12 protein-coding genes and 5 pseudogenes are annotated in these 16,837 nt (G+C 65.1%); 12 read left to right on the top strand and 5 right to left on the bottom strand.

Annotated features, from left to right (window positions below):
* Positions 1–561: 561 nt before the first annotated feature.
* A pseudogene (locus ACZ66Z_RS34380) lies at positions 562–825 on the top strand (transposase); the annotation flags it as partial.
* 101 nt (positions 826–926) lie between these two features.
* Here the strand turns inward: ACZ66Z_RS34380 and ACZ66Z_RS34375 are convergent.
* Complete coding sequence (locus tag ACZ66Z_RS34375) at positions 927–1,124, bottom strand: hypothetical protein (protein WP_469939723.1); 198 nt, start codon at positions 1,122–1,124, stop codon at positions 927–929.
* A gap of 502 nt (positions 1,125–1,626) precedes the next feature.
* On the opposite strand from ACZ66Z_RS34375, the gene ACZ66Z_RS34370 reads away from it, so the two are divergent.
* The 3 genes and pseudogenes from ACZ66Z_RS34370 to ACZ66Z_RS34360 form a co-directional block, all read left to right on the top strand.
* Entirely contained in the window at positions 1,627–2,319 is a 693-nt protein-coding gene (locus ACZ66Z_RS34370; protein ID WP_469939721.1) for a hypothetical protein, read from the top strand.
* Between the two features lie 32 nt (positions 2,320–2,351).
* Positions 2,352–3,626, top strand: coding sequence for a hypothetical protein (locus ACZ66Z_RS34365; protein ID WP_469939719.1), 1,275 nt, complete (start codon positions 2,352–2,354; stop codon positions 3,624–3,626).
* Between the two features lie 244 nt (positions 3,627–3,870).
* Positions 3,871–4,650: pseudogene (locus tag ACZ66Z_RS34360) on the top strand (IS5 family transposase); the annotation flags it as partial.
* Between the two features lie 388 nt (positions 4,651–5,038).
* Here the strand turns inward: ACZ66Z_RS34360 and ACZ66Z_RS34355 are convergent.
* Positions 5,039–5,767: a hypothetical protein gene (locus ACZ66Z_RS34355; RefSeq protein WP_469939717.1), complete on the bottom strand. Its 729-nt coding sequence runs from the start codon at positions 5,765–5,767 to the stop codon at positions 5,039–5,041.
* Between the two features lie 885 nt (positions 5,768–6,652).
* Here ACZ66Z_RS34355 and ACZ66Z_RS34350 point away from each other — a divergent pair.
* The 6 genes and pseudogenes from ACZ66Z_RS34350 to ACZ66Z_RS34325 all read left to right on the top strand — a co-directional run bounded on the left by ACZ66Z_RS34350 (position 6,653) and on the right by ACZ66Z_RS34325 (position 11,351).
* A complete protein-coding gene (locus tag ACZ66Z_RS34350; protein ID WP_469939715.1) occupies positions 6,653–6,775 on the top strand; it encodes a hypothetical protein in 123 nt (40 codons plus the stop codon).
* A gap of 593 nt (positions 6,776–7,368) precedes the next feature.
* Positions 7,369–7,755 (top strand): annotated as a pseudogene (locus ACZ66Z_RS34345) (transposase); the annotation flags it as partial.
* A gap of 361 nt (positions 7,756–8,116) precedes the next feature.
* Complete coding sequence (locus ACZ66Z_RS34340) at positions 8,117–8,614, top strand: TetR/AcrR family transcriptional regulator (RefSeq protein WP_469939725.1); 498 nt, start codon at positions 8,117–8,119, stop codon at positions 8,612–8,614.
* A 460-nt stretch (positions 8,615–9,074) separates the two neighbouring features.
* The gene (locus tag ACZ66Z_RS34335) at positions 9,075–10,301 is read left to right on the top strand and encodes an alpha/beta hydrolase family protein (protein WP_469939713.1); all 1,227 of its coding nucleotides are present in this window, start codon (positions 9,075–9,077) and stop codon (positions 10,299–10,301) included.
* A 105-nt stretch (positions 10,302–10,406) separates the two neighbouring features.
* Positions 10,407–10,832 carry a nuclear transport factor 2 family protein gene (locus ACZ66Z_RS34330; RefSeq protein WP_469939712.1) on the top strand — a complete coding sequence of 142 codons (426 nt, stop codon included), beginning with the start codon at positions 10,407–10,409 and terminating at the stop codon, positions 10,830–10,832.
* Positions 10,833–11,009: 177 nt separating this feature from the next.
* Positions 11,010–11,351 (top strand): hypothetical protein, encoded by a 342-nt coding sequence (locus ACZ66Z_RS34325; protein ID WP_469939711.1) that lies wholly within the window; start codon positions 11,010–11,012, stop codon positions 11,349–11,351.
* A gap of 363 nt (positions 11,352–11,714) precedes the next feature.
* Here the strand turns inward: ACZ66Z_RS34325 and istB are convergent.
* The 3 genes and pseudogenes from istB to ACZ66Z_RS34310 all read right to left on the bottom strand — a co-directional run.
* Positions 11,715–12,490: pseudogene (istB, locus tag ACZ66Z_RS34320) on the bottom strand (IS21-like element helper ATPase IstB).
* A gap of 10 nt (positions 12,491–12,500) precedes the next feature.
* Positions 12,501–13,685 carry a Mu transposase domain-containing protein gene (locus tag ACZ66Z_RS34315; protein WP_469939709.1) on the bottom strand — a complete coding sequence of 395 codons (1,185 nt, stop codon included), beginning with the start codon at positions 13,683–13,685 and terminating at the stop codon, positions 12,501–12,503.
* A 91-nt stretch (positions 13,686–13,776) separates the two neighbouring features.
* Positions 13,777–13,863 (bottom strand): annotated as a pseudogene (locus tag ACZ66Z_RS34310) (hypothetical protein); the annotation flags it as partial.
* 229 nt (positions 13,864–14,092) lie between these two features.
* Between ACZ66Z_RS34310 and ACZ66Z_RS34305 the strand changes: the two are divergent.
* Together ACZ66Z_RS34305 and ACZ66Z_RS34300 are read left to right on the top strand one after the other, a co-directional pair.
* On the top strand, positions 14,093–15,664 hold the full coding sequence (locus ACZ66Z_RS34305; protein ID WP_469939708.1) for an ISL3 family transposase: 1,572 nt from the start codon (positions 14,093–14,095) through the stop codon (positions 15,662–15,664).
* Between the two features lie 87 nt (positions 15,665–15,751).
* Positions 15,752–16,453, top strand: coding sequence for a winged helix-turn-helix domain-containing protein (locus ACZ66Z_RS34300; protein WP_469939706.1), 702 nt, complete (start codon positions 15,752–15,754; stop codon positions 16,451–16,453).
* Positions 16,454–16,837: the final 384 nt, after the last annotated feature.

The following is a 16,837-nucleotide window of genomic DNA, read 5'->3' as shown; positions in this document are numbered from 1 at the left end:
GGCCCAGCTCGTACCGGCCGCCGAGGCGACGCGGCTCTTCCATAGCTAATCCAGCCCTCTCCGTCTGTCCCGACCGCACCCATGGGTGGTCCGGCCGGCGTCGTGCCGGTACCCGGTATGAGCCGCACGAGGTCATCGCGACGCGCTGCAGAAGATCCGAGGTGGCAGCACCCGCGGAGCCCCGTGCCGACTTCGTTCGGCAGAGGTCGCATCCGCCACGCGGTCGGTTCGAGCGAGGGCGTGCGCTTCCTGGCCGCGAGGGCCTGCGGCGGGAGTGGTGATCGACGGATGACGGTCAAGGACTCAGCGCCCGTGCTCGCTGATCGCGGCTTCTGTGGTGTCCGCCGTCGGTCAGGAAGCCGAGCGAACGCCGCGCGGTCGGGCACGGTCCTTCACGCCCCGGACGAGCGATCACTCCCGAACGGCTTGCTCTGTCCTGTTCCGCAACCAGTGAACGCCGATTGGGCGGATCACAGATCAGGGATTTTCCCTAGTAGGACTTCGTCACGTCGGGTGATCTTGCCTGGTGACGGGCATCTTCCGGCCAGGAGCTGGGGAGGGGTGGAACGGCTCCGGGGTGAGGTGGCGGAGTTCGTTGCCGATGTGTTCGCCTCGCTTCCGCGGCAGGATCAGCGGCGGTGGGGCGGGTGTGACCTGCGGGGCCTGATCCTGGGCGGCCGGCGCAAGTCGGTCCAGCCGATGTCCAAGCGGTTTCCGGACGGGAACATGTAGGCCCTGCAGCAGTTCGTGAACCAGTCGCCGTGGGATCCGCTGCCGGTACGTCGACGGATCGCCGCTTACGTGACTCAACGTTTGGGCTTGGACCCGTCACCGTGCGAGCGACTTCCTCAAGAGCCTGTCACGCGGACGCACCGTCAATGATGCCCCACTGCCTGCCTGCTCAGTCCTATGAGTTCGTAACGCGATTATGTTCGGATCTTTTTGAGACGCCTCCAACAGATGAGGCCGCAGACGAGGGAGGCGAAGACATCGTGGAGTTCGGTGCGGCATTCCCAGCGGACGGTGAGGCGTTTGAACGGGTGGAACAGGGCGAAGGTCTGCTCGACGATGCAGCGGAGTCTGCCCAGCCCCTCGATGTTCGGGGCGCCCCTGTGGGGGATCACGGGCAGGATCCGGCACTTTCGCAGTTCGCGGCGGTGGGGGCCGGAGTCGTAGCCCTTACCGCCCTTGTCGCCGAGCAGGGCCTGGGGCGACGCCTCGGACGACCGGGTCGACCCGCGAGGGGCGGGATGCCGTCGACCGGGACGAGGATCTGGGTGACGTCGTTGACGTCGGCCGCAGTCGTGATGACCTTCAGCGGGGGCCGTGCCCGTCGCAGATCAGGCGGTGCTTGCTGTCCGTCTTCCGCCGGTCGACCGGCGACGGACCGGTGTCGGCGCCCCCTTTTTCGTACGGACATGGGAGGCCTGGCCGGAGCCGAACCCCAGCTCCAGGGGCAGCAGTTGTCAGGCGATGTCATTGATCAGCACGTACAAGGTGCCCTGTAGGCACGGTCGGTCCGGCACCGGCCGTGGGCCAGGAGCCTTCTCGGGCCAAGGCGGCAGCAACGGCCCGATCAACACCCAAGATCGCATTATGAGCTCTTAGAAGAGGATAGCGAAGCAAATGACAGATCAGCAGATCGTCGCATATCTGTGGGAACAGCACCCGCAGATCCTTCAGGATCCGGACGTAGCCCGGGAGCTTCTTGAGGCATTCGGAAACCTGGACTACGTGAGCGCTGTTCAGCTGGTGAGGAAAAACCTTCCCGAGTCGTATCTCGGTGACCTCGATTTCCCCCAGGCTGACGGCAACCCCACCCTGTCAAACATGATCGCCACACTTTGCGAGAGTGGTGGTTATCATGTCGGGTCGACGGAGCTTTCCGAAGCACTCGTCTACGTTCTCAGCGTCAGCCTCTACGATCCGGATGAAGACGAGTACATCGCCGATTCAGCTTCCGTCGACCATTCCGGACCTGTGTGGGACGACAACGGGACACGGCCGGGCTGGAAGACCGTGCACGATGACCAGGTTCAGTACTCCGATGGGCACAGCGACTGGGTCTCCGAAAGCGAATGGTTCGGCGTTCATCACTCCACCCGTGATGCTGAAGACTCCCGCGAGGGAGTGCACCCCGCAGATGAGCACGCCATGGAGCAGTCGCTGCAAAGTGAGGAACTGGAGTTGTTCAATCAGCTCGTCTCCGTAATCATTAAGGAAGCGCTCGCTGAATGCCTTGCCGACTACTCTGTGACGACCGATCAAGTCAATGATCTGGCAAGCATCGCTTATGCCTCGATCGTCGCGCACCCCTGAGAAGCCATCCAGTATGTAAGGAATTCACGCAGATGACCGAGCCCACTCTTCCCTTCCCCGACCCCAACAGCAACAGCGTTCCGCCGCCTCCTCCCGCGATGAAGAAGGCGCCGGCGGCTGCCAAGCCAAAGCTTCCCGAAGCGACCTTCGCCAATGCCGTTCAAGGCGTACTTAAGAAGTACGAAGGCAACCCGATCTTCCAGAAGGCCCGAGAGTCTGACCTTCGAAGGAGTCTTCCTCAGGAGCAGGTGGAGGAAGTCATTCAGGTCGCGCTAATGGAGGAGGTTAATGCCGTCCGTCTCTATGACGTCGACTTGGACGTATCGCTCGAGAACGACTTCCAATCTTTCTCTTATGCCGTCACTACAGAGAGGAACGTCGTACGGAATGACCAAGAGCTGCTTGCCCGGCATGGCCTCAACTCCTGGGAAGAGCTCGTAACAGCGGACATCTCCGTACGAGAGAAGGTGATGGCCGAGATCTCAGAAAGGAACATGGCCGAAAAGGGGAATCGGTTCACGCAGAACTCGAAGGCTGCCGGGGCGCGCGTAGAAGCGAGAAATGCAGAGCTCCGAGCGATGGGCGAGAAGGAAGCTCGGCGTACAGTCGAGGAATTCTCCAGCGAGCTTCGACGCAAGACTCCGCCGCTCGGCGGTGCGCCCGCGACCGATCTGTCCAGGCAGGATACGCGGCCTCCGTGGGATATCCTGAGCTCGGACGGGTTCCATCCTCGACGGACCAACCCTGTTGAATCTGTTCGCGAGCTGCTCGCCGCTCTGCATGTCTTCAGCAACATTCCCGAGGCAACCCGCGAGTACAAGAAGACGAACGGGAACGTTGGAGGCCTCATCGGAGCCGTTGCCTGCAGTTGGGGTGCCGCGTACGTGAACGCAGGTCAAGCAAGCTCGGGATCGTCCACCGGCGGTACGGACTACATCTACGCCTTCAAGAGTGTCCAGGACCTCGGATTGAGGGAGGTCACGGACGACGAACTGCGGGCGGAGTGGGGTGCGCCGGGCAAGGCTGTAACCCAGATGAATAGGGATGTCAAGGTCTACATCAAGGGAAGCTCATTGGCCACTGCCGAACGGGTCGCTGTTTTCCACGGCACTGGGACGGGCGGAGACGAGCTCACCTTCCTGACTCCGATCAGGGCCACCGATATCCTCGCCTGGAAGGTCAACACGACCAGTGTCGGCCTCCTCAAGAACGAAGTGGACTCCTGGTACAGGTTCGACGCCGCGACCATCGGCGCGCGGGTTGAGTTCGAGACTCAGCGTGGGACCTATTTCACTCTCACGGGCTGACCAGATGTCTCGCTCCACGCGCTGACCGTGGTCCTTCTTGGCAGCCCGCCATAAAGCAGGCGGGCTGCCAAGCCGGTTCGAGGCAACGGCGACGGGCCGGTGCGGGGCGAAGTCTTCCCATTCCTCGCGGGCCTGGCACCTTCGGCACTGGGGCAGGAGGGGCAGACGACACAGGTACGGTGTTGCGGGAAACAGGCATGAGGTCATCTCATTTGGCCCGCTAAGTAGTCTGCGCCGTGTGGTGATGGTCGAGCGTTTGGTGCCAGACAGGCTGTGGGAGCTGTCCCAGCGGGTGGTCCCGCCCGCTCCGGCACGACCGCAGGGCGGCGGCCGACGCCGACATGGGGGCCGCGAAGTGCTGGCCTCGATCGTCTTCGTGGCCACGACAGGCTGCACCTGGCGGCAGCTTCCGCCGGTCTTCGGGCCCTCGGAGCCGACCGCACACCAGCGCCTCACCGAGTGGAGTACCGCCCGGGCCTGGGCCAAGCTGCACCGCGTCATCCTCGACGAACTGGGCGCTCGAGGCGGCCTGGACCGGTCGCGCTGCGCGATCGACTCGGTGAACATGCGGGCCCTGAAAGGGGTAGCTGACAGGTCCGAAGCCTGTCGACTGGGGCAAGAAGGGATCGAAGATCCACTTGATCACCGAGCGGACCGGTCTGCCCATCTCCGTCGGGATCTCCGGCGCGAACCTCCACGACAGTCAGGCGCTTGAGCCGCGGCTGCGCGGCATTCCTCCGATCCGCTCCCGCCGCGGCACGCGCCGGCGACGGCCCACCAAGCTCCATGCGGACAAGGGATACGACTACGACCACCTGCGCCGATGGCTCCGCTCGCGCGGCATCCACCACCGCATCGCCCGCAGAGGCGTCGAATCCTCCACACGACTGGGCCGACACCGCTGGACGATCGAGCGCACGATGTCCTGGCTGGGCGGCTACCGCCGCCTGCACCGGCGCTACGAGCGCAAGGTCGAACACCTCCTGGCCCCTTCACCGCCATCGCCTGCACCCTCATCTGCTACGAGCTCTCTTCAGCACCAAATGAGACGACTTCTTATCCGCCAAGCCACCATCACCGCCATCTGCTACGGCACCGAACGCATCACCAAAACCACCACGAACAGTCCGATCAACACCAGAGCTCAACCGCGACCACATCTGTCTGAAAATCCCGGCGGACAGCCCTTTGCGTAGTAGAATTCCTGGTTGATCCTCCGACAAGCCAGATGCTCCACCCCTCGCATCGGCGCCATCATCCAAGCCATCTACACACTGTCGACCCGCAACTAATCAGGATAAAAGAGAGCTAAGCGGGCTTCTTTCATCCTCGGCCTTATGGGGCACCTCAGATGCCGTCGACCTCCGGTAGAGACTTGGCTCTTCATTCCTGAGACCCAGGAACGAGGAGGTTCAGGGCGCTGCTATTTCTGTGCGCGTGAGAATGTTTTGGTTATTCACAATCAGGATTTCGCGTTCTTCTTCGGTGAGTATTTTCAGGAATGCGGGGTCTTCTTCGATAACGAATCCGGTTATGGTCTGATTGTGGCGTAGTTCTATGTGTTCCATGGGCATCCAGGGTGTACGGATGGTTGCTGCACCCAGGAGGATGGCCAGGCCCGCGAGGGCTGCGAGGTGGCGACTGGCCCAGAGGGTGGTGTGTCTGATTCGTCCACCTGCTTTGACGGCGCGGACTACGGCGAGGGGGAGGAGGCTTACGGCGCCGGCGAGGAGGGCTGGCCACCAGGCGTGGAAAGTGGCTGCGTAGGCACTGAAGGCGACCAGTGCGATCAGGAGGAGAAGAGATCCGGTCAGGTCGGGGCGTTGAGGGGGGCGGAGTTGTTCTTGTGCGTGTTTTATATCTTCGCGGGCTGCCCGTATTGCCGATACCAGGCGGAAGACGGCGATCGGTACCAGTAGGGTGAGCATCAGTGCTGAGGCAAGGGAGTCGGCCATGGCTGTTCCCAGCACGAGGCCGATGGTGTCGTCCAGATCGATGGTGTGCAGGATCGCAAAGGCCGTGTGCCAGTTGTATTCGGACACGGCAAACAGCCGCAACACCATGAAGACGAACGCAGCGGCGGTCAGGGTCAGGCCTGTGTTGTGCCCTTTCGTCTCGGACTTGCTGAACGGCAGCATCATTGGAACGCCTTTCCGCTGTGATCGGGGTCGGTGACACGCCGGGTCGGCGACCGCGTGGGGCCTCTGGCACCAGAGGGCGTCTGCAGCATGGCCGCACCCCTCTCCAGGCGTGCGGGACAGAGGACCGCCTCGCCTTGGTCCGGTGGTGTTCCGCAGCCTGCCGGGCCGGGCTCGGAGGGGCAGGAAACCCTGTGGCCGGGGCGGTTTTTCCACCCCCACCCGCCAGCGATTTCGAGGCGCCGACCATCCGGTGCGATGGGCGGTCGCGGCCTTGCGCATCGCCGCACGGCTGCGCCCTTGCCTGGCCGCCACTGTAATCCAGCACTACCCCAGTAGCAAAGATATGTGCTTTTGGCTCCGGTTTCGACCCCCGCCCCGCGTGAAGGGGTGCAGCACGAGCTCTGCCGCTGACGGCAAGCGGCGTTTCCCAAGACGGTCCGAAAGACACCGCCCGAACGGGACGGTGACGCCCCCAGACGGCAGCTCGGCGCAGAAATACCAGCTCGGCCCCGTCCGCCGGATCATACGGCTACCGGGTCAGTGGCTCGTTCTTCCCGCCTCCTCCCGGGCCTGCCCCCTCCCGCCTTGGCCTACCTCGCCCGCTTCGCCCCGCCCTCTCTGGCCTGCCCGCCTCGCCCGTCCAGCCCGTCCGGGTCCGGGGTGGGGGGTGGTTTGAGGGGTGTTGAGCGGGCTGGGTTGGAGCCGTGCTTGTCGCTGTGGAGGTGGTGTGACGGTCGGTGGGGGCGTTACCGCAAAGCGATCAGCGGTCTTGTTCCGGGCCTGGATGGGCCTGCCTTGGCGGGCTCTTTTGGGCCTTGACCCCGGATTTTGGACACCGGGAAGACTTGGATCTTGATGGTCCAGGGGAACGGAGTTCCTGTGGGGATGAAGCATTGCCCCGTCGTGTTCAAGGCGGACGTGGTCGCCATGAACTGGTCGGGGCCGGGAGCGAAGATCAAGTCGGTCGCCGGTGATCTCGGGGTGAACACCGAGACACTTCGGAACTGAATCCGGGTCGCCGACGGCCGTCGCTCCGGCTCCCCTTCGATACAGTCGGCCGTCTCGCAGGCCAGCGGTGACAACGCTCAGACGAAGCCGGCCGCGGTCCGCAAGAAGATCCGCGAGCTGGAGGAAGAGCGCGACATACCCCGCAAGGCAGCCGGCGTTTGGCAACGGAGACACGCTGGCGAACCAATGCCAGTTCGTTGAAGATCACCAGCGTCATCACGGCGTGAAACGGCTCTGCGACATCCTCGGGTTCCCGCACTCGAGCTTCTACTACTGGCGTCGCAGTACGGCAGCACGGACGGCCCCGCAGGCCGTCAAGGCTGGGCTCACGGCCCGGATACGCAAGGTCCACGAGGGCTCCGATGGCACCCACAGAGCCCCCAGGAGCAACCGCGCCGAGCTCCGTTGACGAGGGCCGGTCCAGCGGTCAATCACAAGCGCGTGGCGAGAATCATGCGGACCATCGGGCTCGGGGGAGTCCGTCTGCGCCGCCGACACCGCACCACACGCGCGGAGCAGACCGCGGCGAAGGCATCGGATCTGATCGAACGTGACTTCACCGCAGCCTCGGTGAACACGAAGTCGTCGGCGACGACATCACCTACCTGCCAGTCAGCGGCGCGAAGCCGCTCTACCTCGCGACCGTCGTCGACCTCGCCTCACGCCGGCTGGCCGGATGGGCCATCGCCGACCCCATGCGCACCGAGCTTGTCACCGACTCCCTGGCGGCCGTAGAGCGAACCCGCGGGAGCCTGGCCGGAGGGGCCATGCATACCGATTACGGGTCGCAATACACGAGCAGGGCCTTCACTGAAATCTACAGGTCAGCAGGGGGCCGGCAGAGCAGGGGCGCAATCGACTCCAGCGCGGACAACGCCGCTGCGGAAAGTTTCAACGCCGTCTTCACGACAGGGGCCTCAAAGGCCGCTGAGGCTGGTCGAGCGAGCGTGAGGCCAGGCGCGACGCCTTCCGCTGGTTGACCCGATACAACACCCGACGCAGGCACTCCCGCCCCGGCCAATCGTCCTCGATCGCCTACGACAACGCCCTCCAAGCAGCAGCAACTGCCCTGAGCCGTTTCATCTTGTCTCTGTGGGGTGAAGCAGCAGGTCAGCAGGGATGTGCATGAGGAGTATGTGGCTAGTTGGGAGGGTTGTGGGTGCGGGGGCGCGGCGTCGTTGGCATGGTGGGTCGGCGGCGTCTTGTGTGCTTGATCTGGTGTGTAGCCGTGGGTTTTAAGATGAGGTGATGAAGGCAACCAATACCTCTGGGCGTCCTGCGGCTCGTCCTGGTGGGCGCTCGCAGCGGGTGAGGGCGGCAGTCCATCAAGCGGTGATCGACATGTTGTCCGATCCTGGGGTGGAGGAGCTCACCATCCCTGCGATCGCTCAGCGTGCGGGTGTGAACCATACGAGTATCTACCGTCGCTGGGGAAACCGTGATGCCCTTCTTACTGATGTGGCGGTGACTCAGCTTGAGGAGCACTGGCCTGTGCCGGATACCGGTTCTCTGCGGGGGGATCTCCTCGCATGGGCTGCAGCGGGGGAGTCCAGCCTCACTACGTCTCATGGCCAGCTGATCATGCGGGCGCTGGCTCTCTCCATGCCTGCGGGGTCGCAGGACCGTATGGGGCGTGCACAGTATTTTGTCGCGCGGGCCCAGGCCATCGAGGAACTACGCACCCGGGCCATCCGGCGAGGGGAGAGCCCTCCTGCAACGGGTCAGATCCTCGACCAGATCCTCGCGCCGCTCTATCTGCGCGCGATCCTCGGCCTGCCGCCCGAGTCCGACGATTACGCGCAGATCCTCGTCAACCGTCTCCTCGCCTCCTCGGCCTGATGGGCTTTTCGCGGCCTTGCAGCCTGCCCCGAAGGCAGCGCGTTGACACAAGACGACTCGTCCGCCTCTCTAACCACTTGGATTTTCACTCCTGAGAGCCAGGCTGAAAGAGGCTCGGTGGTGCTCCACCTTCACGGAACGGGGTCGCCACCTGGTCAGCGGCTCCTTCTGAAGAGGCCCACCGTTCCGGGGATGAATGGCAGCCGGCCCTTTTGTAAGTGTTTTTCGCATCTGCCGCCCGGGCCGAGCGGCAGATGCGGGCTGCCCTTTCAGCAGGGGGAGTCAGGTCGAGTCTGAGGGCCGGCGGCCCTGGGGCGGGAGGGCGAAGCACACAGGGCGGGGATGAGCGCACCTTCATCTCCATCACACAAAAGCACATCCCCTTGCCTTTGCTGGAGGGGCAGCCTTACGATCCAGGCTCGCACCCCGACGCACATCCCTGTGCTTTAAGGAGAGGGTCATGAAGCCGCTGCTCTTCCCCGGCGATCCCCAGTTCTGGTTCGAGACCCTGCGTTCGCTCGGTCACATCGCCTATGGTGGCGCTGACTTCGGCGAGGTGGCGTCCACGGCCGAACGCATCACCGAAGGCGACTACGGCAGCTGGCACGACGAGTGGCTGGCCACCGCGGACCGCGTCGCCGACGAGGCGCAGGCATCCATGGCCGCCGGACACCTGGTCAGCGCCCGGGACGGATGGCTGCGCGCGTCGAACTACTACCGGTCGGCGGAATTCTTCCTGCACGGCGTGCCGTGCGATCCGCGCCACACGCACGCCTATGACCGCAGCGTGGAATGCTTCCGTGCCGCGGCCGCGCTGTTCACTCCCAGGATTGAGCCGGTACGTATCCCGTATGAGGGCACCACCCTGCCCGGCTACCTCTACCGGGTCGACTCCAGTGGCACCCCGCGGCCGACCTTGATCATATCGACCGGTTTCGACGGCACCGCCGAGGAACTGCACTTCATGGGCGCGCTCGCCGCCGTCGAACGCGGCTACACGGTGCTGACATTCGATGGCCCGGGGCAGCCCGGACCGCTGCACCGCGAGCAACTGGCGTTCCGGCCGGACTGGGAGAACGTGATCACGCCGGTCGTGGACTTCGCCGAGACCCTGCCAGAGGTCGACAACTCCCGCATCGCCCTGCTCGGCATCAGCATGAGCGGACTGCTCGCACCCAGGGCAGCGGCCTATGAGCACCGCCTGGCCGCGCTCATCGCCGTCGACGGCGTCTTCGACCTGGGAGAGGTGTCCATCCGCGGCATCCCCGGAAGCCGTCAGGAAGCCGAACAGCGTCTTCGTGCCGACTCCGATGCCGAACTCGACGCCCTGCTCGAACAGATGATGTCTGCCAACCCGACCATGCGCTGGGCCGTCCACCACGGGATGTACGTGATGGGTGTGAAAACCCCCCGCGCTTTTGCCGCCGCCTACCTCGACTACACGCTGCGCGATGGAACCGCGGAGCGGATCCAGTGCCCCACCCTCGTCTGCGATGCCGAGGACGAGATGTTCTTCCAGGGCCAGGCGCAAAAACTCTACGACCACCTCACCTGCCCCAAGACCTTCCTGCGCTTCACCACACAGGAAGGCGCCGGCCACCACTGCCAACCCGGGGCACAGCGCATCCTGACAGCCCGCATCTACGACTGGCTCGACGACACTCTCAAAGAAGCCACAGCCAGGTGAAGGCTGGGCACTACTGCAGATCACAAGTCGGCCTCACAGAACCACTCACCCTTCTGGGAAAGCCACTGAAAGGGCTCAGCGCCTCAAGAACGCAAAGGGAGAACGATGACCGCCCACAACGACCCTGTTGAGGTCTTCACCACATACGTCGAGCGCGTCAACGCCGGGGACCTGGAAGCGGTGATGGAACTCTTCGACAGCAGTGCCACCACTGCCGAGTCAGTCGTGGCGGCCTTCCCCGGAGACCGGCACGTCGACTCCATCCGCCAGTACATCGACGACATGGTGACAGGCAGGCACGGCACGCTGAAGACCATCCGGATCGCACAGGGCGACAACTGGATCTACGCGCTGCTGGAGGTCCGCAGCGACACGATCACCGCCCTGGGAGCGGAACGTGTCAGGGGAATCGACGAACTAGAGGTCAAAGAAAACCGGATCACATCCTTCCGATTCATTCCGGATGCAACTGACTCACAGACGCAGACCGTCATCAGGCACATGCACGACCGCTTCGGGCGCCAGGAGTAGCACCCGGCCGGCCCCCTTCGGCACCCGGGCAGTGATGCCGATCCCGAATTTTCCTCACAACTACTCTTCGCCCCAGTCGGTTCACGGAGTGAACCAACTGGGGAACGCGAGGAGCGAGAGTGGACGTGACGTGGTTGCTCTTCGACGGGTGTCAGAGCTGTGGGGAATGATCGGGCCATGCTGCAGGCAAGAGACGAGCACGGTCGTCAGGTGAGGAATCCGGGGCCCACGGCCTTGAGCCGGATGGTGGCGAACCTCGGCCGGGGCAACGCCTTCGTGATCGTCGAGCGCGTCGACGATGAGGCGGCCGGCGATTGGTATGTGCAGGTGTGGCTGAGGGATGACAACACCTATCAGCTGGAGTTCCGTGACGGGACGGCGGCAGAGCACTACCAGACCCGGACAATCTCCCAGGAGAAGGTGATCGGCGCACTGAGCGGCTGGGCCAAGAGGCGACCGGATTGGAAGGACGCTTTCATGTGGAACAACATCGGTGCCTCGTTCGAGAACGCCGACTGACCCTGCCGCCGCCTGGGGCCGGCAAGGTCAGTGACGTGCGTTCCCTCAGCTGCGACGCATGGGGATGACATCGGGACTTGCTGCGGGGATGGTGGGCCGCGCAGCCTCGGGGGTGGCGAGAAGCGCCACGATGGTGACGGGTTTGTCGCAGTGCGGGCAGTTGCGGATAGCTGTCGGCGTCAGGGGTGTGGGTGCCGGTGACTGCCGCGTGACCACGTCGGTCTCCGCTGTGTTGATGGCTTCGTCGCGTTCATGGCGTCGTCGCCTGGCTGCTTCAGCTTTGCAGCGAGGGGTGCAGTATGTGTGGCGGTTGCCTGGGGGTTGACCTGGAACTGAATCCAGCAGATGGGACAGGCCCGGAGTTCAACCAGCACGTCCGGCCACTCCTTTGCGGAGGTTGTCGGCGTGAGACTGGTGCGAGCGAAGCCGGTAGGACGGTCCGTCGATGCCGACGACGCCGGCGCGGTGAAGGAGCCGGTCGAGCATCGCGGCGGCGACGGTGGCGTCGCCGAACGCGCCGGCCCAGTCGGCAATACCGACATTGGTCGTGAGGATCGTGCTCGACTTCAGATACCTCTGGTTGATCACCTGGAAGAGAGCGGAGGCGCCGTCGCCCGGCAGCGGGAGGTAGCCAAGTTCGTCGATCACGAGCAGGCGGGGGCCGACGAAGAACCGCATGATGCTCGACCAGCGGCCTTGTGGCACTTGGCGGCGAGCTCGGCGGCGGTGGTGAAGTAGACGCGGTGGCCGGCGTCGACCGCCGAGCGGGCGAGTGCGACGGCCAGCGTGGTCTTGCCGACGCCGGGCGGCCCGACCAGCAGGACGTTGGAGGCGTTGTCGAGGAACCGCAGCGTGGCCAGGTCACGGATGAGCTTCTCGTCGACGCCGGGCTGAGCGGCGAAGTCGAAGTCGTTCAAGGTCCATGGTTCTGGCAGGCAGGCGAACCTCAGCCGAGAGGAGAGTTTGCGGGCCTCGGTCGCCTCGACCTCGATTTCGAGGAGCTTCTCCAGGGCGGTGGTGAGGGTCATCCGCTCGGCTCGGGCCTGGTCCAGAACGCGGGGCAGGACTTCGGCCGCATCGTTGAGTTTCAGATAGGACAGGTGTCCTCGCAGCTGCTGGTAGCGCCGGGCCTCGCTCATCGGCATGGTGTCACTCACTCTCACGCTCCTCGTGGGTGGGGGCCTGCCGCAGCAGGTCGGCGACGGCGGCGTAGTGGGACAGGTCGATCACGACCCGGTTCGCGACATCCGCTTCAGGGCGGCCGCGAAGCTTGTCGGCTTCCGCCTGGGCCGCGGCCGATGGAGGCCGGCGAACCTTGGTGCGGCAGGGCGCCTTGTCGGAGAACGAGGCCAGAACGGCTCGTTCGAGGGCGATGACGTGCCCGGCGTCCCGGATGGTCTGCCCGGTTCCGTCCGGTGCCCGGCGGTGGTGGGCGATGACCGCACGGCCGGCGGTGACCACATGCAGGTCGTCCTCGCCGAGGCGGATCCGGACCGTGACATGCGCGCCGGTCAGGCCGGGCGGGACGGAGTAGTGGTTGCCGGCGAACGAGACCAGTCCTTGAGGGCTGACGACGCGGGTCTGCTCCAGCTCGGCGGGGAACGGGCGGGTCGGCAGTTCCAGCAGCGGCTCGGCCTCGGCGAGCACGGCGACGGTGGTCGAAGCTCCGTCGAGCTTGCGCTTGCGGAGATCCATCTGCACGGCCAGTTTGTCGATGCCGTTCTGACCTGCATCGATGCTGATGCCGTCCGGGACGGTTCGCCACCAGCGTTGGGCCGCTGAGTGGTTGGCCTTCTCGACGACGCCCTTGCGGTTGCCTCGCCGTGGCGGGCAGATGTCGACGCCGGCTCCGTAGTACTTCGCGACGGCGGCGAACGTCGGCAGGATCCGTCTGGTCGGCGGGTAGCAAACGGTGGCCATCCGGTCGAACCGCCACCGTCGGGCGGTTCCGTCCAGGCGCCGCAGCACACCGTCGACGGCCTGGACCAGGTGCGGGAAAGTCTCTGCATCCGCGAGCACGGCCCGCCATCGTCCCGAGTGAGCCAGGGTGCCGACGAGGAGATGCGCGTTGGCGCCGACGCCCCACTCCGCGGGCGGGTCCGGGAGCTCGACCCAGTCGAACTGGATCTCCTCACCGGGAGGATGCGCGATGATCGCCACGTCCCGACCGCTGGATGCTTGGCATGGCTCGCAGTGCGGACGTGCTTGGTATCGCCGCAATGCCCGGGTGAAGGTGGAGTAGCCACCCGCATAGCCGAGCTCCACTAGCTCGTCGAAGAGCGTCGAGGCCCACAAATGGGGGTCGTCGCTGAGCCGCTGGCGGCAGTACTCCAAGAAAGGCACGAACGTGTCCGGCGACTGGCGACTGGCGCCGATATCCCGGGACTCGCTCGCCGTTCAGATAGGCGCGGATCGTCTTGCGGTCGTGCCCCAGATGCCGGGCGATCGCCGAAATCGACCAGCCCTGACGACGCAGGGCGTGAGCATCCACGTCTTCCTCCCAGGTGAGCATCCGGGGCCCCTCAACAGGCCGAACTCGTAGCTCACCCAGGCTCTCCACGACATGCCGACACCAGTTCGACACGCCGAAGAGATCACGCGATGGATGGGGAGATCACCAGAGCAGGTTTGGCCACCGGAAGAGCAACACCTGAGGAGATTCAAGGCTCTGACCGCGCTTGCGTGAAAGCCCACGTCAGCGCCATGCATGCAGAATCGATTCCCTGGGGCATCTCCTACTCGTGAGCCTGTGCGCGATCAAGGATGTGCTGCTCCCTGGAGTCGATGTCGAGTTGGAGCAGTTGATCATTGAGCCCCGGCTCGTGGTGCTGGAGGTGGCGGCATGTGGGCGTCCGCCATGCTGCTCGTACTGCGGACGCCGGGGACGTCGAGTCCATTCCACGTACTGGCGAAGGCTTGCCGAACTGCCTCTGGCTGGACAGAAATTCTCTATACGGCTCCGGGTCCGGCGGTTCTACTGCGACCACGAGCGGTGCGAGCGCCGGACCTTCGTCGAGCAGGTCGAGGGCCTCAGCGAGCGACGTCGGCGGTCCAGCCTCCGGTTGAAGTGCTGGCTGCGGTCTATCGCGACCGAGCTCGGCGGACGGGCCGGGGAGCGCCTGTGCCGCAAGATCAGCCTCGCGGCTGGCCGGACCCGCCTCCTGGGGCTCCTTGAAGCGCCTGAGGTACCCGAGCGTGCGCCGAGAGTGCTCGGCGTGGACGAGTTCGCTTTCCGGCGTGGGCGCCGCTACGGGACGATCCTGATCGATGTGGAGAGCGGCCGTGTCGTCGACGTGTTGCCCGACCGGACCTCGGAGACCTTCGCCGCCTGGCTGACCGCACACCCCGGCGCGGAGATCATCTGCCGAGACCGCGCCAGCGCCTACACGAAGGCGGCCAAAGAGGCCGCCCCAAACGCCCTGCAGATCGCGGACCGCTGGCACCTGCTCCAGAACCTGTCAGCCGCGGTCGAGAAGACCTGCCACCAGCACCGGTCTTGTGTGAAGAAGCACGCTGAGCGGGGAAACGACCGACCGATCCAGATGCCGCTGGTGGACGCACTCCCACCCACGCGTATCGTGCAGCGCGTCCTGCACCACCACGCCGAAGTCACCCGCATGGTTGCCGCGGGCTACCCGCTCAGCGACATCGCCCGCCGCCTTCAGCTCGACCGCAAGACGATCCGCCGCTACCGCGACACCGGCCTCGATAACCTCATCAGCAGCGCCCGCGACCGGCGCCCCGAGCCGCTGGACGCCTTCAAGCCGTACCTACAGCAGCAGTACGCCGCAGGCGTGACCAGCGGCCGGACTCTTTTCCGGGAGATCCACGGGCGCGGATTCCGCGGCGGCTACTCGACACTCACCGCTTACCTGCGCACCTCGCAGGCAGGCACGGCCCCGTCGGCCCCCGGCGAGATTCCAAGCCCGCGCCGGATCACCACCTGGATCATGCGGAACCGCAACGACCTCAGCGCCAAGGAGATCGAGCAACTCGACCAGGTCCGCCTGGCCTGCCCCGACATCGCGCGGGCCTGCGATCTTGCCAGAGTCTTCACAAGCCTGGTCCGTCACCGTCGAGGCCAACTGCTACTCGACTGGATCCGCCAGGCTGAACAGTCCGGCCTCATTTCCGTCGCGAAGTTCGCCTCGTTCCTCCGCCAGGACCTCGACGCGGTCACCGCCGGACTGACCCTCGAATGGAGCTCCGGCATCGTGGAAGGTCACGTCAACCGCGTGAAAACGATCAAAAGAGCCATGTATGGGCGGGCATCGTTCCGACTCCTGCGGATACGCATCCTCACCCGACCGTGATGGCGGCATCTCCCGGCCTTGCCAGATGGCTTACCGCCAGAGGTCCGCTCCGTCGCGGCCACTCGGATCCATCGTCAGCAGGTCCTCATGAAGACCCGAGAGGCGGCGGCCAGTGGGGGACCCATCCTCGCCGGACTCCACGACCACCCAGCCGGCGTCGACACCGGACACGTTCACATCTCCACCGCCATCAAGCTCGTCAACCGTGGCGAAGACCGCTTCGTAGGCAACTGCCCGAGCCAGGAGCTCGAGGTCATCCCTGTCCGCACCCGCATCCAGCAAGCGCCGAGCCGCCGCTACTTGCTCCAAGGCTCCCGGGCCTGCCCATCCGTCGATCACACCACGCCACAGGGACCGGAGCAGCACGAAGCGAGTCAACTGCGGCTGGTTCTCATCGATCTCCGACCTCGCCCAATCCGGCGCACCAGTCGCGCCGAGAGCCTCGAACTGCGTTCGGAGCGACTCCGCCGCGGCCCGCTTCGACGGAGCGAGCCCGGACAACCACGATTGCCACTGCGCCTCAGCATCATCCATCGCACCAGGATGCCCCATCAGCCGCACAACACGATCGAGATCAACACCTCTCACGCAAGCGCGGTCAGAGCCAGATTCAAAGAGCGCCATCAATATCGGGACCAGATCATCAGCGAGCTCTGGCCCACCGGTTCACCAAGGAATGAATGCCTCCTGGAGGTGTACGCCACGTCCTTGCGTGCCAAGCTGCGCATGCCGATCCTGATCGAGACCGTACGTGGCGTCGGCTACCGTCTCGTCGCCCCACCCGCGTAGGAGAAGCAGGGTGCACGCACGTCTCCGACCGTGACCGTCGGCCATCGCGGGCCGCTGCGAGAACGGTCGGCATCGGCGCGTTCCCGTCGCAAAGCGAAGAGCTCAGATCTTCAAGAGAACGCGCGCCGCACTCTCGGCTCCAGTCACCGCGCTGAGACACGCGCAAGGGGCCTGGAGAACCGTCGAACTTCGGCTCGTACCACCAACCCCCCGGGCGGCCGTACGGAAGGCGGGACCCAGCCTGAGCGAGGGCGAGGGGGGCAGCCCCGCGGGGCCAGGATCGCCACGTCGGCCTGGGATAGCTCGCCGTGCTCGGCTATGCGGCCGAGCGGTGCTGCCGAGACGCGCTGTGCCCGTACCGGTGACTCGTCGGAGTGGTCGGGG

It is taken from the genome of Streptomyces sp. NPDC107498, assembly GCF_055582805.1.
This window is presented reverse-complemented; position numbering and strand designations above follow the sequence as displayed.